A 24060-nucleotide genomic window follows, 5' to 3' on the forward strand; every position below is an offset into this window, starting at 1 on the left:
TTGGCAAGCTCTTCAACTCATGAAAAAAGTACATTATGAAAACTGAATGGCTCTGTTAAGGATTGAAACGACAGTTGTTTTTTTTCCGTATTTGATGTATAATGCGTTTAATGAATCCTTTAGTCATTTCGAGATTTGGAGGTAACGACGCCACAATTGGACTGCGCTAATATATTAGGAGTGATGGGAAATGGATGACACACAGATCAAAAAACGACTCAATACCTATGTGCCTGACTTGGATGTAACTTTTGAAGCGTTGCAAAAACAACTTGCTGCTTTCATCCAATCCGAGCGGGAGCAGCTAAAAGCCCGTATCTTGGAGGGCGAAAGCGGTTTTGGGGCTTGTGGCATCCACACACAGGTGTGGGATGTCGTGATTCAGAAGGTTTATGAGGTCGCCGCCTTCCAGATTCGAGACGAATTCCAGAAGCAGATTGATGTCCTGAGCCAACTTCCAGATGTTGATACGAGCGACTTAGCGGCAGAATTAGAGGGATGGATGCCGGATGTCGCGCTCTACGGTGTCGGGAGTTACGGTAGACACGAACTCTGCTATTTTTCGGATGTAGATGTTATCTATACTTCTTCTGTGGATTTAGAGGATATTTACGATGAGAGCACGCTTGAACTCATCCGATGGTTCTATGATTTTTTTGACAGCCTCCATTCGGTAATTCCGGGGTTTGAGTTTAGTTTCATCTATCGGCCGCTGGCGGATGTGGCGCAATGGAATTATCAAGACATGACCGCACTGATTGATATGCGGTTTATCACTGGTGATTCAACGCTGACGGAGCGTTTCCGGAAGGTCGTGCATTCTGAAAAATCGGATATCTCGCTCGTCCTGGACCTGTTGAAATCTAAGGCGGATGCTTTCAAGGCTTCTGAGGATACCATCTATCTCAACCAACCGAATGTGAAAACCGGACGCGGCGGGCTTCGGACGCTTCAATACGCGCTCTGGATATGTGGGCTGCCAGACTTTACATCGATACCTGAACTCTACGAACACTACGACGATGAGCAGCTAATGCCGTCACTGGATTTCATGTTCAAGGTGCGTAACCTGCTTCATGTGCTTGCTGACGCGCCACATGATGATCTCACCTATCATCCTGAGAAGGAGGATATGCTGCAGGCACAGATCGCTCGCGTCCTTGAATTAACAGATGAAACCGACGAAGGGCGTTACGCGTTCATGGCGGAATATTACGCGAAGGCAAAATATCTGCATTTCAAAGCGGAATTGTTGATTCGGAAGATGTTGGCGAACGGAATTCCTATCTCGGATGTGCTTGCAGTCAGGACGGACATGCTCTATTGCATGGATAATAATTTTGGTGAGTTGGATGCAAGCGAGCTTTTTACATTGTTCATCTACTTCCAGCAATACGATTTTGAAATCGATGCATCACTTTCTACATTCATCTCCCGCTATGTTCACGCGTTTGATTGGCGTTCCTTCCAAGGACGGATGGCAGAGTTGATGAACATACCTGGTGATGTTGCGAAGACCTTAACACGCTTACATAGACTCGATATTCTGTCGTATCTCGGAGAGGGCGGGGAACTTTTTGAAAGGGCGATGATGACACGGAGCGAGCGGAGTCTTGATCCATATACGGTCGGAAAACATACACTCGTTGCGATCGGGCATCTGGATGAAATCCGGCAAACGGAACCGAGTAGTCCGTTTGGTGGTGCAGGTGGTTTTGGCGCGCCGCCGACGCCGTCCCCGACTTCCGAATTAGAGGAACTCAACACCGTATTTCGATCGCTTTCAGATCCGAGTCCGCTCTATATGGCACTCTTCCTTCACGATATAGACAAGCCGGATCCGAGCCATCCTGCGACCGGTGCGAAAAAAGCGGAACGCATCGCACCCGAATTTGGGTTCAATTCGCAACAGACAGATGATATCTGCTTTCTCATCCGAGAACACCTCGCGATGATAGATTTGGCACGTTATCATCATTGGGATGAAAGCACAATCGCTGAATTTTGTAAGAAGGTTAACTCGTTGGAGCGTTTAACCGCACTGTATCTGCTCACTTATTGTGATTCCAAAGCCAACGGTTCGCAAAATTTCAGCCATGTGGTTAAGCATAATTTGAAGAGTTTATATGAAGTCGCTCGGACTCGCTTTGTCGGGCAAGAGGAGACGCAGTGGGGTGCCTTTGCACCGGTTGAAGAATTTCAGCAGTTCCTTCACCACATGCCGGTCTCCTATCGTATTAGCGTTTCTCCTGAAGATATCGCCATGCATATAAAAATGACGACACAAGCAGAAGCAGCATCTACAGAGACGGCTGCGACACCCAGCACTGGGATCGTCCAGTTTATTGACCGTCCCGGATTTACAGAACTGCATCTCTGCAGTCCAAGTCGGATCGGGAAGTTACACACAGTGAGCGGTCTCTTTTTCGCGAACGGCATAGATGTCCGGGACGCACGCGTCTATACGAAACAGGATACGAATATTGAGCTTGAGATCTATCGGCTTGTCCATCAGCCACTCCATCACAAAGGCGAACCAATGCCTCTTGATGAAGAACTCAAGCGGGACCTCGATTTTGACATCCGAAGCCTCCTCGCAGAGGAAGTTACACTCGACCAGGTTTTTGAGAAACACTATGTGAATCTGAATGATACGTGGCAGGTTGATGATGTCACTGTTGAATCGGCACGGAGTTACTCAGAGATTGTCGTTGTCGGTGAGGAAAAGATGGGATTCCTCCACTACTTCAGCGGTATCTTGGCGAAACTTGGATTGAACGTTGAGATGTGTAAGTGTTCCGGGTTAGGTGGACGGGCGATTGATCGGTTCTATGTCCAACCGGTGGCTGACCCGAAAGCAGTACACGCTGATATTATGGCGGCGTTGGCGGCTCAAAATGGGCAATAGTTTTATTTCAAGGGGTAAAGATGAAACAACGTGTACTTATTACAGGTGCAGCTGGCGCGGTCGGCACCGCGCTCTGGAAGGCGTGGGAAGAACAAGATACCTATACACTAACATTGATGGATATCAATCCAATTGTAGGTGCAAGTTCCCGCGTCGCACAAGCGGATATTCGTGACTACGCTGCGATGCAGGAATTGTGCCGTGATCAGGATGTGTTGGTGCATCTGGCTTATGTACGCCAAGATTCGCTTGGGAAAACGCCCGGCGAAGTCAGCGACATTGGCGCGTCTATGACCCTCTTTGAAGCAGCACGAGAGGGCGGCGTTAAAAAGATTATATACGCCAGCACGAACCACGTTTCAGGCTGGAATGAGCGATTGAGTTCGCCACCTCGGTTCTCGACCGGTGATCAGTTTCGCCCGGACGGGTGGTACGGCGCGATGAAGGGGATGGCAGAGATCGCGGGACGGTATCTCGTCGATGCACACGATATGCGGTTCATTAGTATTCGTATCGGGAGTTTCAATGGAACGTACGAACCGAGCGGGATTCGCCACTGTAGCACACTCCTGACCCCACGAGATTGTGTCCAACTTTTCGGTCTCGCTGTTGATTACGATGGACCGGTAAAATATCTGGTTACGTATGGACGTTCTGCGAACTCTGACGGGTATCAGCAGAGCTACCTTGATATTAGTGGTGCTGTTGAGGTGTTGGGGTATCAACCGCAGGATAATTTGGTTAAAACGCATCTCCACAAATATCTTTAAAATACCTTGCGGTTCGGTGAAGTGGTTTTGATGTTTTGGGGTTTCGTATATCCGTTCTCCATTACATTACGATTTTTTTAATTTTCCTTGCGGTTCGGCGAAGTGGTTTTGATACTTTGGCGTTTCGTTCCGTATATCCGTTCTCCAAATGTAAAGCTAAGACAAATTATGCCATTTAAGGCATAATTTCATTACGAACTCTGTTTTTGGTACTAAGAAGAAAAAATGCGCGAAAATCCCAACTACACTGACCTCTACTATCAGAATACAACTTCTCATTCCCAGATCATTGACATTATTACAGAACACACTGTTTCGCTCAATGAGGTGGCTGCACCGATTGATTGGGAAATTCTTTTTCGGAATGCGCATCCGGTGGAAATAGAAATTGGATTCGGTAAGGGACGTTTTCTGCTTGAAGCGTCGAAACGGCATCCGAAAGTTAATTATGTCGGCGTAGAACGGGCGCAGAAATACGTTGAATTGACACGGGAGCGGTTTGAAAAGTACATCCGACATTTCGGTGTCGATAGGGCGTCTGGGATGTTCTCAAATGTTCGGCTCGCGTGGACGGATGCCAACTACTTTTTGACCCGATATGTTGCTGCAGCATCCGTGCAGGCGTATCATATCTATTTCCCGGATCCGTGGCCCAGAAAGCGGCAGCAAAAACGACGGATTTTTCGGAATCAAGACTTTCTGGAAGCCTTGACGCGCACACTCAGTTCAGATCATGGTAGGTTATATGTTGTGACAGATTATGAGACATATTTCCAGGAGATTCAGGAACGGCTTACGGATTTGTCGGCACTTCATCCTATTGATGTTGCTCTCAAACCCGATCGCGATATCGCCACGAACTTTGAAACCAAGTATATCTTAGAAGGTAGACCTATCTATCGGGCAGTGTATGAGAAAGTGCAGTTCTCTCAGGAGTAGATGTAACCACGGGAGCGTGTCAGAAACCAACACAGGAGCCTAAAGATGAACACAGAGCAACAGGAAAAGGCGACCCCAGAATTGTGGCAATCTCTTCCGAATGTGCCCGGGGTTTATCTCATGAAAGCCTCCGATGGCAGTGTCATCTATGTCGGAAAGGCGATCCGTTTGCGAACGCGCGTGCGCTCCTATTTTCGCGAAAAGTCTGCACATGCACTCACCTCACAGATGATGCGGTATGTTACTGAAGTTGATTATATCGTTACAGAGACGGAAGTAGAGGCGTTGATTTTAGAGAATAACCTGATTAAAGCGCATCAACCCCGCTACAACGTAAAACTGAAAGACGATAAACGCTACCCGTATCTGCGCGTAACCACGGATGAACCTTTTCCGCGCATCCATATCACCCGTAAAGCCGAGAACGACGGAACACGATATTTCGGTCCATTTGTTCATGTACGTTCAACACGTCAGGTACTGAAGCAGTTGACAAAGTTCTTTCCTATTCGGACCTGTACCTTACCGCTCACAGAGAGGAAAAATAAGTATCGGGTCTGTTTAGATTATCACATCGGACGCTGCCCGGGGCCTTGTGCAGATAAGATGAGTGTTGCAGATTACGACGAGATCGTTCGGAAGGTGTGTCAGTTCTTGAGTGGGAATACAGACGCTGTTGTTAAGGAATTGACGGAACAGATGGAAGCCGCGGCGGAGGCACTCGATTTTGAGACTGCTGCGAAGTATCGCGATACGCTTAAAGACGTTCAACAGGTGATTACAACACAGAACATGGATAGTGTTTCCGCAGCCGATGAAGATGTCATCGGCATTGCGGCACAGCCTGATATTGCATGTGTGCAGCTGCTCCGGGTTCGAGATGGTAAACTGCTTGAACGTGAACACTACTACCTCAACGATGCCGATCCTGAAGTGCTTGCGACGGCGTTAAGTGCGTTCATTTCGCAGTATTATCAAAACGCGGTTTTCGTGCCAAAAACGGTTGTCTTGCCGATGCCGATTGCGTCCGTAGAACTGATAGAAAACTGGCTTAGTGAGAAGCGTGGAAGCCGTGTCGGATTAAGTGTGCCGAAAGCCGGTAGACTCAGGAAATTACAAACTTTGGCATCGAAAAATGCTGAGATTCTGTTGACGCAGCGGGAGCAAAATGTGGTTTATAGCAGTGGTGTGGAGCCTGCGCTTGTTGAACTACAGGAGCTGCTGGGTCTAAAACACCCGCTCAGACGGATTGAGGCGTATGATATTTCCAATCTCGGTGATCGGTTCGCCGTCGGTTCAATGGTGGTCTTGGTGGATGGAAAACCGGCTTCAAGTGAGTACCGCCGATTCAAGATTCGCTCGGTTGAAGGGCAGAACGATTACGCAATGATGCAAGAGGTGATCACTCGCCGCTTCCGCCGTGCCCTCGCGGACGATGAAAAATTCAATCAACTCCCAGACCTGATGTTAATTGATGGTGGGAAGGGGCAATTGAGTGCGGCACAGGCAGCTATGAAAGCGTTTGCTTCGTCCGATCTTCCTGAGATTCCGATGATCGCACTTGCGAAGCGGATTGAGGAGATTTTCGTGCCGGGGACATCGGAACCGGTTGTGTTGCGAGAAGATAATCCGACTTTACACATGATCCAACGATTGCGCGATGAAGCGCATCGGTTTGCGATTACGTATCATCGGCGGCTCCGGCAGAAGTCGCTGAGTGCGTCTGTGCTTGACGAGATTCCGAACCTCGGTCCGAAACGGAAACAGGCACTGCTTCAACATTTCGGTTCTATTGAGGCGATCCGAGCGGCGAGTTTAGACGGGTTGCTCTCTGTGAAAGGCATCCCCCGCAGTGTTGCCGAAAATATTCGGAAGCATCTCTGACAGCTGCGTGCTGTATCAATCTTACGAACTTCTCTGCACGGATTTGGGCAATTTTCTGTTAGTGCTGCACCGATTGGTGCAGTTTTAACGCCCGGATTGGCGATCTGTAGTGTTTCTGGATTGGCATATTATTTGCAATGACAGCCTTGCGATTTGATTCGCAAATTTTTGCACTTTTGAGAGGACAAGAACAGTGGAGGCACACATGTCAACGCCTATAGCACAGACATATCTGACACCAACAGAATATCTTAATTGGGAACGCAAGGCGGTTACGAAACATGAATATCTGGGTGGAGAGATAGTCGCGATGTCGGGCGCGAGCAACGCTCACAATATCATTACGATGAATACAGCAAATCAACTTTATAACCAATTGGTGGACGAGGATTGCCTCGTCTATGCCAGCGATATGCGCGTTCGGGTGCACGCGCCCGTCTCCTACTTCTACCCAGATATTGCAGTCGTCTGTGGGGAACCACGTTTTGAAGATGATGTTTTTGATACACTTCTTAACCCGACTGTCGTGGTAGAAGTCCTGTCGCCTTCGACTGCAGCATACGATCGGCGCGAGAAGTTTACACGTTATCAACAGATTGCATCGCTGAAAGAGTACATCCTTATTTCGCAAAACCGAATACACTTGGAGCATCATCTCCGACAAGAAAACCAGTGGTCTGCAACTGAATTTCACAAACTTGAGGATGTAGTGCCTGTCACTTCAATTGAATGTGAGCTCCTTTTGGGTCATGTTTATAGGCGTGTCACATTTTCGGACTGAACTGAAAACACAACATGAAAGAAAGAAACATCAAAATCGTTGCGATCTTACTTATCCTGCTGAGCGTCGCGGTTTTACACGTCCAGCTTTATCGGTTCGCAGAGGTGACGCACGATGGCGCGTTACAGGTGTTAGTCTGTTTGGGACGTGTTATTAGCATAGACACAAGTGACGAGGCGGACCAGGTATTGTCCTTCCGTATCCTCTCCGGGCAATTTCGTGGGGAGATCGTCAAAGTCAACAACATCTGGACGGGACGTGCCTTCGGCGATCGCGTGTTGCACAAAGGCGATGTCCTGTTCCTTGATATTCCGCTCCGGGACCCGCTGAACCCGAAAATTGACCGGGTATCAATGCGAGAGTACTTCCGCACGCCGTTCCTGCTGTATCTGGCGGGCGCGTTAGGCGTTCTGATGATACTTGTCGCCGGGATGAAAGGAGTCCGCGCGATTCTGACGCTCTTTGTCACTGCCCTCGCTGTATTGTATCTGCTGGTGCCATTGACTATCAGCGGTTATAACCCCATCGGCGTTGCCCTCCTCATTGCTGCATTCCTCACATTAACGACCTTTGTCCTCATTACAGGATTTAGTTTCAAAGTCATCTCTGGTGTACTTGGGACACTCGGCGGCTTGGCTGCTGTTGGTATCTTGTCGGTAATCAGTCAACATGCAATGGCACTGACCGGATTGGCGCAGGAATTTGGGTTCCTTGAACTCGGGATTGCGCTGTGGCGGACACCGGAATCACATAATTGGAACTTCACAGGTATCCTATCTGCTGGCATCATCTTGGGGGCTGTCGGGGCAATGATGGATGTGAGTATGTCCATCTCCTCAAGCGTCCACGAAGTCAAGCAGGTGAATCCGAACATAACCGTCCGGCAAGCCATTCGCGCTGGGTTGAATGTCGGACGCGACATTATGGGAACGATGGCGGATACGCTCATCTTCGCCTACCTCGGCGCGCACATGATGACAATGCTACTTCCGCGCATTGAATTCCCAGAGGTCGGTTACCTCTATCCATTTCTCCGTCTCGTCAACGATGAAGCGACATCCGTTGCGATTATTCAAGCGGTGGTTGGCACCATCGGATTGGTGTTAACAGTCCCGATTGCTGCGTCCGTTGCCGGATTCCTGACGCAATACGCAAAGGTGGATAAATCCGAGATTCACGAGGACCTGCCTTCAGAAGAAGAGTTAGAGGAGTTGTTCCGTGCTGATCCGCCACACAGCAAAGCACGTATCGCTGTCCCTATCGCAATGGTTATCGTCTTGATTGGTACGATCTTTGTCTACTACCGAACGCACGGACTCTCCGCGACGATCTCTGAGCAATCGGAGTACGCGAAAGGTAGAGTCGTCCGACTGCTTGAGTCGAACGGGAATTTCCTTTTTGAGATTGACAGCAGTGCTGTAACTGATCTGGACAATCGTGTCATTCCAGCAGTGCTGCGTGAAGCATTCGGTGAGGAGAATATCCCGCTCTCTGACGAAGTCACCGTCTCAGTGAAACCTTGGAAGGACAGCCGCTGGCTTCTCTCAGACGAGAAGTATGAGCAGACCTATAGTATTCGTGAAATGGAGCAAGAAGGGAAGACTGTCCTCAACGTCTATGAATCGAAAAGCGAGCATCATATCCTTGAAGTAGAAATGCTGAGTGGTATGTATGAAGGCAGACGCTTGGTGCTACGGAATATCGTGAACCACAATATGCCGTTGCTGAGCATCCCCGCGGAGCCGGGTGATGTTATTCTCTGCCGTGTTGCTGGCGATCCTGATCAGGTCAGCCTCGTTAACATCGTCCAAGATTATGGTAGAGACCGGTTCCTGATTTGGATGGTCGGGGGGATGCTGCTCCTGATTATCCTCGTCGGCCGGATTGAAGGCATCCGGACGGCGTGTGCGATGCTCATCTCTGCTGCTGTCATCTATTTCTTTATGCTGCCGTTGATTTCAGGCGGCGCGAATGCAGTGTTCATCGTGACGCTAACTTCAGGCGCGGTGGCGTTTGTGTCCTTGGTGTTCGTCATCGGTCCGAGTCGGAAGACGTTTTCAGCTGTGCTGGGGACGATGGGTGGTATCTTGGTCGCGGGTCTGATTGTCCTGTTTGCGCAGCAACATCTCCATTTCTCTGGGTTAGAGAATGCCATTTCCGCCGACATTATCGAGGCGACGCGCACGCCACCCTTCGATTTCGTGCAGATCCTTTTGGCCGGGATGTTGATGGGTGTATTAGGTGTCGCTGTTGATGGCGCGATTGAGGTAGCATCGAGTATGGAGGAAATCCGTAAAGCGAATCCGAACATGCCGACATGGCGGCTCATCGCCTCCGGTCTCAACGTCGGTACGGACATCCTCGGAACGATGGTGAATACGTTGGTCTTTGCTTATCTCGGTGTGGAGTTGCTGCTTGTCGTCACGATTGCAGCGCCGAACTTGGACTTCTTCAAATCACCACCCGCGCAGCTATTAAGCATCGGCGTTGTATCTGCTGAGATTGTGCGGTTGCTGGCTGGCACGCTCGGCTTAGTCCTCGCGATTCCGATTACAGCGGTGATTTGCGCTTTCTGGAATCCGAAGCAGAAGGCGTAATTGGCTGTCAGCAATTAGCATTCAGTTTCCGTCCTACCAATTCATATTTTCCCTTGAAAAACTGTTGACATTCACCTATATGTTGAGGTATCCTTAACTTGAAAATTGGTGACCTACACAATTGCTGCCAAAATGCCGGCGTGGCTGCAAACTGCCTCCTTTGTGAATGGCAGACCTGTAATAAAAAAGGGAGATACAACCGAATGGAACTGATTAAGAAACAATCCGTTTTTGTTTACACACTCACCTTCTGTGCGACACTGTTCTTTGTGTTTCCACTGACGACGGTGGCACAAACCGTTAACATTCCCGATGCCAACCTGCGTGCGGCAATTGCGACAGCTTTAGGTAAAGCACAGGGGGACACAATTACGGTGGAGGAGATGGCGACGTTGAGGGACCTTGAGGCGCATAACGCTGGCATACGTAATTTGACAGGACTCGCATTTGCAACAAATTTGGAAGAGATAAGATGCAATAATAATTTGATATCCGATCTATCACCACTTACTGGCTTGATCAATCTGCGTGTTATAGAATTGCGGGACAACGTGATAAGTGATTTGTCACCGCTCGCCGGATTAATCAATTTGGAGTGGCTAATTTTTACACGTAATTCAATATCTGATCTCTCCCCAATTGAAGAATTGATCAATTTGTTCGGTTTAGCTGTTGAGGATAATTTGATATCTAACCTCTCTCCGATTTCTGGGTTAGTAAAACTTGAAAGGATATGGCTGCACGAAAACCCACCAATTGATCTCTCCCCGCTCGCCGGATTAATCAGCCTAAGAACCATTAACTCTTGGGGGACCCCCATCATATCAGATCTTTCTCCCTTGGCAAAGTTACCAAAATTGCAGGTTATAGATATTTGTGGTGGAGAGATATCGGACCTCTCTCCATTGGCAAGCGCAACAGGATTGAAAGAATTATCCTTTGCTGGCAATGAGATATGGGATCTGTCACCCTTGGTGAACCTAACGGGGTTGACGCGTCTGAATCTGGAAAATAACGAAATAGAAGATGTATCACCGCTCGCCGGATTAACCAACTTGACTTCGCTAAACCTTGAAAACAATGAAATATTGGACTTTTCGCCTTTAGATGCCTTGCCTAAAAATATACATATCATTCGGCATAACAACCCCGGATTCACACCCGCGGCACCGAAAATAGAGGGACCGTGGCTGTGGGTTATTGCACCGACAGATGGAATGTCCGGTTCAGACGCTGCTGCTTCTGGGAGAGATTTTCTGGCAGAAGTCAGCGGTGGTGAAGTAACAGAGTTGGTGATCGCTACAGGAGGGGCGGTGGTAGGTGAACCAGTTGGGAATAAAGTCTGGACAGTTGGTGAGCTCTCTCGGAGAGGTGGCAATAACATAAATGATATGGTGAACGCTACGGCTTTGGGATTGGGTGATATAAATCATCATGTAGCGTACGGATCAATTACCGTCGAATCACTGAGCCAACAGCGCACAAGGATGTTTGTCGGTAGTGGTGATGCTGTTAAGGTTTGGCTCAACGGTGTTTTGGTTCACAACGAACCTGTAGATCGGGACGCTGACGATTATCAGGAGAGTTTTCCTGTCACATTAGAGCGGGGAACAAATATCTTGTTAGTCGCTGTCTACGAGGGTGAAGGCTGGTGGAGCGGTTTTTTTGGGTTTGATACCGGCGCGGAATTCACAGTATACTTACCGGGGCCTTCATTTGTGTTGGATACGCCGCGTGTTGCCGATATAAATGAAGATGGAAAAGTGACCATTCTGGACCTGATCTTGGTCGCTCGCGACTTCGGAAACAGTAAACTTGCTAACCCGCGAACCGATGTAAACGGTGATGGAAAGGTCAATATATCGGACCTGACCCTTGTGGCACAAAGTATGGACGCAGATGCGGGGAACGCGGGGCCCTCTGCCGTTGCTATGAACGGTGCGATTTCTCCGGTGATCATACAGGCGTGGATAGGACAGGCGCAGATTGAAAGCGATGGTTCGCTTGCTTTTCAAAAGGGGATTGCGAACCTCCGACGGCTTTTAGAGACGTTAATCCCAAAGCAGACGGCATTGCTTGCGAACTATCCGAACCCGTTTAACCCGGAGATATGGATACCGTATCAACTCGCTGCACCTACCAAAGTCACTTTACAGATTTTTACAGTGAACGGCGGATTGGTTCGGACGTTAGACTTAGGACACCAACCCGCGGGCGTGTATCAGCACCGAAGTCGTGCGGCGTACTGGGATGGTCGTAACCAACTCGGTGAACCTGTAGCGAGTGGTGTGTATTTCTATACGCTCACTGCAGGCGATTTCACAGCCACGCGCAAGATGCTAATAGCGAAATAGTTGTCGGGGCGGTTTTTCTAATGAGGTTTAACAAATAAATTGGGTAATTTACTCCATGCCCGGTAGATGCGGTTTCCTAACCGCACCGGGTCCGACAAGAAAACTGAAAATTACCCGATTAAATTCTTAATCTTCATACGAAAAACCTTTCAACTGTCAGTTTGCCTTGCAGTGAGAGTTAAAGAGGACTCTTGTGGTGTCAATGTTTCAGTAAGGAGATAAATGATGAAAACCGGAAAATACCTCGGACCACACATACACGGTTTGTGCTATACTTTAATTATCTTAACCTTCATCCTGGTGGGATTTGGAATCGCACAAGCGCAAGAAAATCTCGCGCAAGAGGCGTATGCGATCTTTCAACAAAACTGCCTCGGTTGCCATGGTGAACACGGTGCTTTTACGGAAGATCTCGTCATTGATCGCGCCGCACTCATTGCTTCTGGGACGATTGTTCCGAGGAATCCGAATGCTTCCGAGTTCTTAGATCGGTTAATTGAAGATACGCCGGAAAAACCGAGAATGCCGTGGGGACAACCCGCTTTGTCGGTTGATGCGATTCAGACGATTCGGCTTTGGATTCAAGCAGGCGCGCCGGATTGGGAGGTGCAGTATGATATTAACTTCATAACGACCGATGCAATGCTTGATACCATTCAAGCGCATCTTGAGGGGCTTTCGGCATTTGATCGTCCATCAGCTCGCTACTTCACACTCACGCATCTCTATAATGCTGGCGAAAGTCCGGAAGCACTTGATGCCTATAAGATCGCACTCTCGAAACTCGTCAACAGTCTCTCTTGGGGTTTTGATGTCATTAACCCCCAGCCCATTGATCTCCAAGAGACGATCTTTTACATTGATCTGCGCCACTACGAATGGGATGTTAGAAACGAAGCGTGGACGCAGATTGAACGGGAATATCCCTACAGCATTGACTTTGATCCAGAGACGCAAGCAGGTCTCCACGAAAAGTTGACGCATTTGCGTACAGAGATGGCTTGCGAAGTGCCGTTTATTCATGTGGATTGGTTCCTTGCGAATGCGTCGTTGCCACCACTTTACCACGATATTCTGGACCTCCCCGAGACGGATCGGGAGTTAGAACAACAGTTGGAAGTCAATGTTACGAGAAATATTGACAGTGCGCCGGGTTTTCGTGTCTGGCGTGCGGGTTTCAACGATTCGGGGGTTTCAAATAACAATCGCGTCGTAGAACGGCACACCTCGCGATACGGTGCGTATTGGAAAAGTTACGATTTTGCGGGCAGTGTAGGTCCACAGAATATCTTTACGCATCCATTGACTTTCAGACACGACGGTGGTGAGGTGGTGTTCAATCTACCGAACGGTTTGCAGGGGTATTATATCTCCGATGCGTCTGGGAATCGGATAGATGAGGCACCGACGACCATCGTTTCGAATCCTGCGGCGAGCAACCCGGCTGTTCGGAATGGTCTCTCTTGTATCGGTTGCCATACAGAAGGGATGAAGACGTTTGAGGATGAGGTGCGCGCTGTTATCATGAAATCACCTGCTGGCCCGGTGAAAGATCAGGGATTGCGTCTGTATGTGGAGCAGTCAGTGATGGATGATCTTGTGGCAGAGGATACAGAACGTTATAGGGCGGCACTCGAAAAGACCGGCGGCGTATTTGGAGGTATTGAGCCGGTGCATCGTTTCTACGAGGAATTTCAAGGTCCCGTGGACGCATCACACGCTGCCGCTGCTGTCGGTTTAGAGACTGAGGCATTCCTTGAAAAAATTCGTGAGAATCCGAGTTTGCAACGTTTAGGCTTGTCGGCATTGGAAAGCGAAAATGGAGATGTGAAGCGCGATGCTTGGACTTCTAACTTTACCGAAGTGATTTCCGCACTGAATTCACCTGACGACATCACAACACAGCCAGTCGAGCCAGTGCCGGACCTACGCCCTGGTGATTTGGTTTCTATCCCCGATCCGAACCTACGTACTGTAATTGAGGAATTACTGGGTAAAGCCGCGGGGTCTCCGATTACAGCGGAGGAGATGTCAAGATTGACGCGGATTGATGCCGATGATGCAGGGATTAGCAATTTGATCGGTCTTGAGGCTGCGACAAAACTGGAACGGATAGAATTTCGCAACAATTCTATATCCGATCTCACTCCCTTGGCTGGATTGACCCGGTTAAATAACATCAAGCTACAAGGTAACAGGATCACCAACGTATCCCCGCTTGCTGGATTAGTTAACGTGGACTGGTTGGGACTTGAGGAGAACGAGATAACAAATTTATCGCCGCTGAAGGGATTAATAAAATTAAATGGGATAGGGATCTCCGGCAACCCAATATCGGATGTATCGCCGCTTGCCAGCTTAATCAGTTTAGAACGCATAAATGCTTGGAATACACCAATATCAGACTTCTCTACTTTGGCGGGCGCGCGGAGACTGCGATGGATAGAATTTGGAAATAACAACTTTGTATCGGCACTGCCATCTCTGAAGGGATTGCGGAGTCTGAGACGGTTGGAAATTAACAACTGCAATATCTCAGATCTTACCCCCTTAGCGGAGTTTACCCAACTGGAATGGTTGGAATTAGTGAATAACTTGATAGCTGATATAACGCCGTTGCGGAATTTAAGGGGTTTAGAACATCTGAATCTTGATGCTAACATTATCGAAGATGTATCGCCACTTGCGCAGTTAACGCGATTGGAGTTGCTGTACCTTGAAAACAACAACATCTCGGATGTATCGCCGTTGACGGGGTTGACTAAATTAGAACGGTTAGATCTTCGGAATAATTCCGTATCCGACTTTTCACCTTTAGAAGGGTTACCGGATGAAACCTTTGTTCGGATGTCTGGTAACCCGGGTTTCCCATCTGGCGGTTCAAAAATAACGGGGCCGTGGTTATGGGCGATAGTTCCAGGAACGCGCCTCAACGAAAACACAGATTTTCTGGCGCGAGCAACAGGCGGGGCAGCGACAGAACTGAAGGTGGCTGCCAACGGTGCGAAGGAAGGGAAAGCTGTCGGAAACAGTGTCTGGACGCTTCACAGGCTTTCCGCTACCGGTGGGAATAACATAAACCGAATGACAGATGCCCTCGGTTGGGGAACAGGTGAGGAGATATATGATCATATCGTTTACGGTTCTGTGGTTTTAGATGCTCCGGAGGAACAGGAGACGACAATGCTCGTCGGCAGCAGTGATGCCGTCAAAGTTTGGCTCAACGGTGAGTTGGTTCACAAAGCATTCGTTGAACGTGGATCTGGCGATTACCAGGATTTTTATGCTGTCACGCTGAAACAAGGTAAAAATGTTTTATTAGTTGCCCTTGACAATCACGGACATGGGAGTTTTAGCGGGTTCTTTGGGTTCGCACCTGACGCGAAATATACCGTGTTCCAACCGGGTATCAACTTCTTTTTTTCCTCAGATACAGCACGCTATGAGGTTGAAGAGACGTTCACCCTCCATCTGAATATAGAAAACGTTTCCGATTTAGGTGGTTGGCAAGCGGATATCGTATTTGACCCCGCTGTGCTAAGAGCAGATAAAGTGAACGAGGGCAATTTTCTGAAAGAGGATGACGAACCGCCTTTCTTTGATGCTGGTACGATTAATAACAAAACTGGTCGAATCACCGGTTTAAAGGCAGTACGCATCTCTCAAGATAGGCGAATCGGTCGGCAAGGCATACTGCTCACGATAGAATTCACTGTCATTGGTAGTGGAGAGAGTCGATTAACGTTGGATAATTTTGAGGTGGGGTCTCGCAGAGGAGAGATGATCCCGATTATTACGCCAGAAATTGTCATTGTTGTGGAAGGAGACGGACCTACTAAACCCGCGTGGGATGTGAATCAAGATGGTCAAGTGAACGTTCTGGATCTAATTCTGGTGGCACAATATTTAGGTGGAGATGCCGCCAGCAACCCACGAGCAGATGTGAACGGCGATGGAATTATCAACATTTTGGATCTCATCGTTGTCGCACAACATTTCGGGGAATCAACCGAGGCGGCTGCACCTTTTAGTGTGTCTGCTATAGAAACCTTGGACTTAGACCCGGCAATCGTTCAAGAATGGATAGCGCAGGCACGGGTTGAAAATGACGGATCGCTTGCCCACCAGCAAGGCATCGAAAACCTCCAGCGGCTTTTAGCATCGTTACTCCCAGAAGAGACGGCGTTGCTTGCGAACTATCCGAATCCGTTTAACCCAGAGACGTGGATACCGTATCACCTCGCGGTGCCTACGGATGTGACAGTGCATATCTACGGAGCAGGAGGCACCTTGATTCGGACGTTGGCGTTAGGGCATCAGGCTGTCGGCGTCTATGAGAGTCGTACCCGTGCAGCGTATTGGGATGGGAAAAACGAGGTCGGGGAGTCTGTTGCGAGCGGTGTCTATTTTTATACCCTAACGGCTGGTAATTTCACTGCTACTCGGAAAATGCTAATAATGAAATAAGCGTTTGATGAGGCGGGTGTGCTTCTATCGCTCATGTGCACTTGTGCAGCAAATACCTACAAAGCCTATATTTCCAGATTTTATTGTAAAAAGCCTATATTTTTTATTTTTTTTTGGGATTTTGCACGTTTTTTACGAAAAAAAGTGTCTTTAATATGTAGTTGGGTAATGGACACCCATCCACGTTATCTATTCCAATTTTTTAGCGAAAATATTGGTAAAATTAAATGTCCTACTTCCTCGTGAAATGATGTTGACATTTGCTTGAAGTTAAAGTACCCTTAACTTAAAATATGAAGGTTTACACAGTGACTAAGAGACTGTCGGCGCGATTGCCGGTAGTAGAAAAGGAGATAAAACAGGATGGTACTCAGGAAAAGAAAACACATTTTTGTTTACATACTCACCTTCTGTACAACGCTCTGCTTTTTGTTTCCACTGACGACGATGGCACAGACTGTTAACATCCCCGATGCAAACCTACGCGCTGCGATTGAAGAGGCACTTGGTAAAACATCAGGTGCCACAATTATGGCAGAGGAGATGTTGACATTGACCCACTTTGAAGCAGTTAACAGAAACATTAACGATTTGACGGGGATTGGGGCTGCAACAAATCTGGAAAGACTGGAACTCAACCACAATTTAATATCTGATATATCACCGCTCGTGGGATTGGTCAGGCTACATAGGTTGGGTTTGGAAGATAACGCTATATCCGACCTCACGCCCCTCGCCGGATTAATCAGCTTGGAAAGGCTACATTTCGCGCATAATGCGGTATCTGATCTCTCCGCGCTCACCGGATTAATCAACTTGAGAGGACTTGGTATTTCAGATAACTTGATAATTGACTTATCTCCCCTCGCTGGTTTAATAAAGCTTGAAGGGATATCAATGAGCGAGAACCCACCAGCTGATCTCTCACCGCTTTCAGGGTTAACCAACTTGGTCCACTTTCACTCTTGGGGCACCCCAATATTAGACCTCGCCCCGTTGGCAAAATTGCCAAAGTTGGCGGAGATAAATATTTGCGGTGGGGAGATATCGGATCTCTCTCCCTTGAAGGACGCAACGAGACTCAAGGAGTTGTATTTTGCTGGTAACGAAATATCGGATCTTTCTCCCTTGGCAAATTTAACAGGTTTAACACGTTTGAGTCTTAAACATAATGAGGTATCAGATGTATCTCCACTCGCATCTTTGCCAGGTTTGACATGGTTAGACCTCAACGACAACGCGATATTGGATGTATCTCCGCTTGCGTCTTTGCCGAGCTTGACATGGTTAGACCTAAGCAACAATGCGATATCGGATGTATCGTCGCTTGCTTCTTCGCCTAACTTGACGTGGTTAGGGCTTACTGGCAATGCCATAGCAGACGTATCCAGTTTGGACAGATTTTCCGAGAGCACATCAATCTCGCACTCAGATTTCATTAACTCCACCTTCCCGGAAGCCGGTCCAAAGATAGTCGGACCCTGGTTGTGGGTGATTGTGCCTGGGGCACGCCTTGACCACACAGACCTGTTGGCAAAGGCGAGCAACGGCAAGGTTACAGAGGTAAAGGTGGCGACCTTTGGCGCGACGGAAGGAAAATTCGTCGGCAATAGTGAGTGGACATTACACGAACTCGCCCCCACAGGTGGAGACAACCTCAACCAAATGACAGATGCCCTCGGTTGGGGATCAGGTTCTGAGGTATATGACCATGTCGTTTACGGTTCCGTCACATTGGATTCACCGCGTGAACAGGACACAACGATGCTTGTCGGGAGTAATGATGAAGTAAAAGTCTGGATTAACGGAGAGGTGGTCCACTATAACCCTGTGATCCGGGGTGCTGGCGACTTCCAAGATGCGTTCCCCGTCACTCTGAAACAGGGACCAAACGTCTTGTTAGTTGCTGTTGACAATCGCGGGCACGGGGCTTTTAGTGGGTTTTTTGGTTTCGCCGAAGACGCGGAATATACGCTGAACCACCCTGATAAGAAAATCACAATCGAAGTGCCAGCTTATGATGTGAATAAAGATGGGATAATAAGCATTCTGGATATCATTCTGGTAGGACAAGACTTCGGAAAAGCCAACCCTGCCAACGCACGCACGGACGTGAACGCGGATGGAAGAGTCAACATCTCTGATCTCATCCTCGTGGCCGGACACCTCGGCGAACTCAGCGGAATTTCTGCTGCACCCTCTGTCATCGCTATGGATGCTATGAAATTAGATCCAACGATGATACAAGCATGGATAGCGCAGGCAAAAGTAGAAAATGATGGTTCGCTTGTGTTCCAACAGGGGATCGCAAATCTTCAACGGCTTTTAGCGTTGTTGACGCCACAGAAAACAGCACTGCTTGCGAACTACCCAAATCCGTTCAACCCGGAGACATGGATTCCATATCAGTTAGCGCAAGAAAGTGATGTACGTATTCACATCCATGCTGTAAATGGTGCTTTGATTCGGACGTTAGACTTAGGGCATCAACCGGCGGGCGTATATCAGCACCGAAGTCGTGCGGCGTATTGGGACGGTCGCAACCAACTCGGTGAACCTGTAGCGAGTGGTGTGTATTTCTACACGCTCACTGCAGGCGATTTCACAGCCACGCGCAAAATGCTGATACAGAAGTAGACTGGTAGTTTTCTTTATTGGCGAGGTTTCTAACCTCGTCAACCGAGAACTAAGGAGATTGACTATGAAGACGAACAAATATTTTGCCCTCGTTATCTTAACATTCCTCGGACTGGGGTTTAGCATAGCAGAGGCGCAAGAAAATCTCGCGCAAGAGGCGTATGCGATCTTTCAGCAAAACTGCCTCGGTTGCCATGGTGAACACGGTGCCTTTACGGAAGATCTCGTCATTGATCGCGCCGCACTCATTGCCTCTGGGGCGATTGTTCCGAGGAATCCGAATGCTTCTGAGTTCTTAGATCGGTTAATTGAAGATACGCCGGAAAAACCGAGAATGCCGTGGGGACAACCCGCTTTGTCGGTTGATGCGATTCAGACGATTCGGCTTTGGATTCAAGCAGGCGCGCCGGATTGGGAGGTGCAGTATGATATCAACTTCATAACGACCGATGCAATGCTGAATACCATTCAAGCGCATCTTGAGGGGCTTTCGGCATTTGATCGTCCATCGGCTCGCTACTTCACACTCACGCATCTCTATAATGCTGGCGAAAGTCCCGAAGCACTTGATGCCTATAAGATCGCGCTCTCGAAACTCGTCAACAGCCTCTCTTGGGGTTTTGATGTCATTAACCCCCAGCCCATTGATCTCCAAGAGACAATCTTTTACATTGATCTGCGCCACTACGAATGGGATGTTAGAAACGAAGCGTGGACGCAGATTGAACGGGAATATCCCTACAGCATTGACTTTGATCCAGAGACGCAAGCAGGTCTCCACGAAAAGTTGACGCATTTGCGTACAGAGATGGCTTGCGAAGTGCCGTTTATTCATGTGGATTGGTTCCTTGCGAATGCGTCGTTGCCACCACTTTACCACGATATTCTGGACCTCCCCGAGACGGATCGGGAGTTAGAACAACAGTTGGAAGTCAATGTTACGAGAAATATTGACAGTGCGCCGGGTGTTCGTGTCTGGCGTGCGGGTTTCAACGATTCGGGGGTTTCAAATAACAACCGTGTTGTGGAACGGCACACTTCCCGGTATGGGGCATATTGGAAAAGTTACGACTTTGCGGGGAGTGTAGGTCCACAGAACATCTTTACGCATCCGTTGACTTTCAGAGCCGACGGTGGTGAGGTAGTGTTCAATCTACCGAACGGTTTGCAGGGATACTATATTTCCGATGCGTCTGGGAATCGGATAGATGAGGCACCAACAAATATCGTTTCCAACCCTGCGGCGAGTAACCCTGCCGTGCGGAATGGTCTCTCGTGTATCGGTTGCCACACAGAAGGGATGAAAACGTTTGAAGACGAAGTGCGCGCGGTTGTTGAAAAAGCACCTGCTGGCCCGGTGAAAGATCAGGGGTTGCGACTGTATGTGGAGCAATCGGTGATGGATGATCTTGTAGAGGAAGACACGGAGCGTTATAGGGCGGCACTCGAAAAGACTGGTGGTGTCTTTGGTGGTATTGAGCCTGTGCATCGTTTCTACGAGGCGTTTCAAGGTCCCGTGGACGCATCACACGCTGCCGCTGCTGTCGGTTTAGAAGCAGAGACTTTCCTCCAAGAGATTCTTGATAAGCAGCGTTTGCGGGACTTAGGTTTAGCGGGGTTGTTGGAAGACGGAGATGTGAGTCGGGATGCATGGACCTCCAATTTTGCCCAAGTGATTTCCGCGCTGAATTCCCCGGACGACGCGACAACACAGCCAGTCGAACCGGTGACGGACCTACGCCCTGGTGATCTGGTTTCTATCCCCGACCCGAACCTCCGTACTGTGATAGAAAATTTGCTCGGTAAAGCCCCAGGTGCTTTGATTACAGGGGCGGATATGGCAAGGTTGACGCGGATTGATGCAGACGATGCAGGGATTAGCAATTTGACGGGGCTTGAGGCTGCAACAGCACTGGAACGAATAGAATTTCGTCGTAATTCGATATCCGACTTATCTCCGCTCAGAGGCTTAACCCAACTCAATAATATTAAACTGCGAGGAAACAGGATAACGGACGTATCCCCGCTTGCTGGTTTAATCAACGTGGACTGGTTAGGTCTTGAGGAGAACGAGATAACCGATTTGTCCCCGCTTGCTGGATTGATCAAATTAAACGGTATAGGGATTTCAGGCAATCCTGTATCGGACGTGTCCCCGCTTGCCCAATTAATCAGTTTGGGGCGGATAGACGCTTGGCGCACCCCTATCTTAGACTTCGCCGCCTTGGCGAAATTGCCGAGACTCAGCTGGATCGAATTTGGTAATGATAGGTCAATATCCGTGCTGCCATCTCTGAGGGGGTTAAGGAATCTAACACGTTTGGAGATTCACAATTGTAATATCTCAGATATCTCTGGGTTGGCGGAATTAACGCAGTTGGAATGGTTAGAATTGATCAACAATCAGATATCGGATATATCTCCGCTGACGAATCTAAAAAGTTTGAAGCATCTGAACCTTGATGCTAACGTTATCGAAGATGTATCGCCATTGGCGAAACTAACACGATTGGAATTATTGTACCTTGAGAACAACAAAATATCGGATGTATCACCGCTTGCGGGGTTAACCAACTTGGAACGGTTAGACCTCCGCAACAATGCAATATCTGACTTTTCGGCCTTAGCAGGATTACTTGATAAAACATTCGTCCGGATGGAAGGCAATGCAGGTTCCACTGTCGCAAGCGGAGGAAAAAAAATAGAAGGTCCGTGGTTATGGATAATTGCATCGACAGGAGAAACGGGCGGCGCAAGTGCCGCTACTTCCGGGATAGATTTCCTGGCACAAATAAGTAGCGGGACTGTAACGGAGCCGGAAATCGCTGCCAACGGAGCAATTGAGGGTAACCCTGTTGGTAACAAAGTATGGACAATTGGTAACATATCAGCAACAAGGAGCAATAATATCAATGATATGGTGAATGCTGCCGGCTTGGGAGCAGGCGATATAAATAATCATGTCGCTTATGGTTTTGTCTCCTTAGACTCACCGCGCGTGCAAAACACAACAATGCTTGTCGGAAGCGATGATGCTGTCAAGGTTTGGCTCAATGGCAATTTGGTTCACAACAATCCTGTGAACCGAGGTGCTAATAATTTCCAAGATCAATTCCCAGTCACTCTGAAAGAGGGGATAAACATCTTGTTAGTTGCCGTTTATGAAGGGGGTGGGGCTTGGAGCGGCTTTTTCGGGTTCGCACCTGATGCCAAATATACGGTATTATCACCCAGCACCAGATTCTCCTTGTCCACAGCGACGACACAGGTTGAAGTTGGCGATAGGTTCACCGTTCAACTCAAAGCAGAAAATATCACTGACTTAGCAGGGTGGCAAGGTGATATAGTATTTGATCCTGCGGTACTAAAAGTAAATAACGTGAGTGAGGGCAGTTTTCTGAGGCAGCGCGGTGGACGCTCGCACTTTTTGAAAGGCACGATTGATAATACAACAGGGAGAATTGGCGGTATCGGTTCTGCACGGATCTCCGAAGGTGGGGGTAGCGGTGAAGGCACGCTGTTGTCGGTTATATTCACAGCGATAGCGAATGGAGAGAGCCGATTGTCTGTGCGCAAATTTCAAGCCGGTTCCAGCCTTGGTGAGACGATTTCGTCTCGTCCACCTGATATTATCATCACGGTCGGAGATCCATCTGTTTCGGATGTCAGTGATCTCAAGTTCTCACTTTCCACAGATGCAGAGCCTATTCGCAGGGGCGATACCTTCACCCTTCGTCTCAACGCAAATGATGTTACTGATTTAGCGGGGTGGCAGACCGATATTTCATTTGCTCCTGATGTTCTTGAAGCGGTTGAGGTGAGCGAAGGCGATTTTCTGAAGGTGAAAAGTGGAGATACCTTCTTTCTCCAAGGCTCCATTGATAACACGGCAGGTAAAATCACAGGTATCAGCGCAGCGAAGCTTAAGGGCAGTGGTAGCGGCACAGGCACGCTGCTATTGGTTACATTCAAGGCGAAGGCTGCCGGAGAGACACGAGTGACACTTAGCAATTTCTACGCTGGCTCCAGCAGCGGTGAAGCAATTCCATCGGACGCTCCTGAAATTGTTATCACTGTGGAAGACCGCGAGTATCCGGCTTGGGATGTCAATCAGGATGGTCAGGTAAACGTCCTGGATCTAATTCTGGTGGCACAATATTTAGGTGGAGATGCCGCCAGCAATCCACAAGCAGATGTGAACGGTGATGGAATTATTAATATTTTAGATCTCATCGTTGTCGCACAATATTTCGGGGAATCAACCGAAGCGGCTGCACCTTTCTATGTTGCTGCAATAGATAGTTTGGAATTGGATCCAGCAATGATTCGGACATGGATAGCACAGGCGGAGACTGAAGATGACGGTTCGCTCGTCTTTAGGCAAGGTATCGCGAATCTTCAGCGACTTTTAGCATTGCTACTGCCAAAAGAGACGGCGTTGCTTGCGAACTATCCGAACCCGTTTAATCCGGAAACATGGATACCCTACCACCTCGCGGAGCCTGCGGATGTCAGGGTGCATATCTATGCTGCGGATGGTGGCTTGATTCGGACGTTGACTTTAGGGCATCAGGTTGCTGGCATCTATGAGAGTCGCACCCGCGCGGCGTATTGGGATGGCAAAAATGAGGTAGGTGAACCCGTCGCGAGCGGCGTGTATTTTTATATGTTGACTGCGGGTGATTTCACGGCTACGAGAAAAATGTTAATAGTGAAATAGATG

10 protein-coding genes are annotated in these 24060 nt (G+C 48.5%); all 10 read left to right on the forward strand.

The window, feature by feature from the left end; translation table 11 throughout:
* The first annotated feature begins 190 nt into the window (after positions 1 to 190).
* Positions 191 to 2908, forward strand: a complete 2718-nt coding sequence (locus OXH00_01220; protein ID MCY3739619.1) for an HD domain-containing protein — start codon at positions 191 to 193, stop codon at positions 2906 to 2908.
* Positions 2909 to 2928: 20 nt separating this feature from the next.
* A complete protein-coding gene (locus OXH00_01225; protein ID MCY3739620.1) occupies positions 2929 to 3678 on the forward strand; it encodes an NAD-dependent epimerase/dehydratase family protein in 750 nt (249 codons plus the stop codon).
* 225 nt (positions 3679 to 3903) lie between these two features.
* On the forward strand, positions 3904 to 4617 hold the full coding sequence (locus tag OXH00_01230; GenBank protein MCY3739621.1) for a tRNA (guanosine(46)-N7)-methyltransferase TrmB: 714 nt from the start codon (positions 3904 to 3906) through the stop codon (positions 4615 to 4617).
* Positions 4618 to 4662: 45 nt separating this feature from the next.
* Positions 4663 to 6501, forward strand: coding sequence for an excinuclease ABC subunit UvrC (gene uvrC, locus OXH00_01235; GenBank protein ID MCY3739622.1), 1839 nt, complete (start codon positions 4663 to 4665; stop codon positions 6499 to 6501).
* Positions 6502 to 6706: 205 nt separating this feature from the next.
* Positions 6707 to 7282, forward strand: a complete 576-nt coding sequence (locus tag OXH00_01240; GenBank protein ID MCY3739623.1) for a Uma2 family endonuclease — start codon at positions 6707 to 6709, stop codon at positions 7280 to 7282.
* 14 nt (positions 7283 to 7296) lie between these two features.
* Complete coding sequence (locus tag OXH00_01245) at positions 7297 to 9879, forward strand: YibE/F family protein (GenBank protein MCY3739624.1); 2583 nt, start codon at positions 7297 to 7299, stop codon at positions 9877 to 9879.
* Between the two features lie 203 nt (positions 9880 to 10082).
* Entirely contained in the window at positions 10083 to 12233 is a 2151-nt protein-coding gene (locus OXH00_01250) for a leucine-rich repeat domain-containing protein (GenBank protein ID MCY3739625.1), read from the forward strand.
* A 222-nt stretch (positions 12234 to 12455) separates the two neighbouring features.
* Positions 12456 to 16700, forward strand: a complete 4245-nt coding sequence (locus OXH00_01255) for a leucine-rich repeat domain-containing protein (GenBank protein ID MCY3739626.1) — start codon at positions 12456 to 12458, stop codon at positions 16698 to 16700.
* A 363-nt stretch (positions 16701 to 17063) separates the two neighbouring features.
* Positions 17064 to 19337 (forward strand): leucine-rich repeat domain-containing protein, encoded by a 2274-nt coding sequence (locus tag OXH00_01260; protein ID MCY3739627.1) that lies wholly within the window; start codon positions 17064 to 17066, stop codon positions 19335 to 19337.
* Between the two features lie 64 nt (positions 19338 to 19401).
* Positions 19402 to 24057, forward strand: coding sequence for a leucine-rich repeat domain-containing protein (locus tag OXH00_01265; protein MCY3739628.1), 4656 nt, complete (start codon positions 19402 to 19404; stop codon positions 24055 to 24057).
* Positions 24058 to 24060: the final 3 nt, after the last annotated feature.

It is taken from the genome of Candidatus Poribacteria bacterium, assembly GCA_026706025.1.
Lineage (GTDB): Bacteria > Poribacteria > WGA-4E > WGA-4E > WGA-3G > WGA-3G.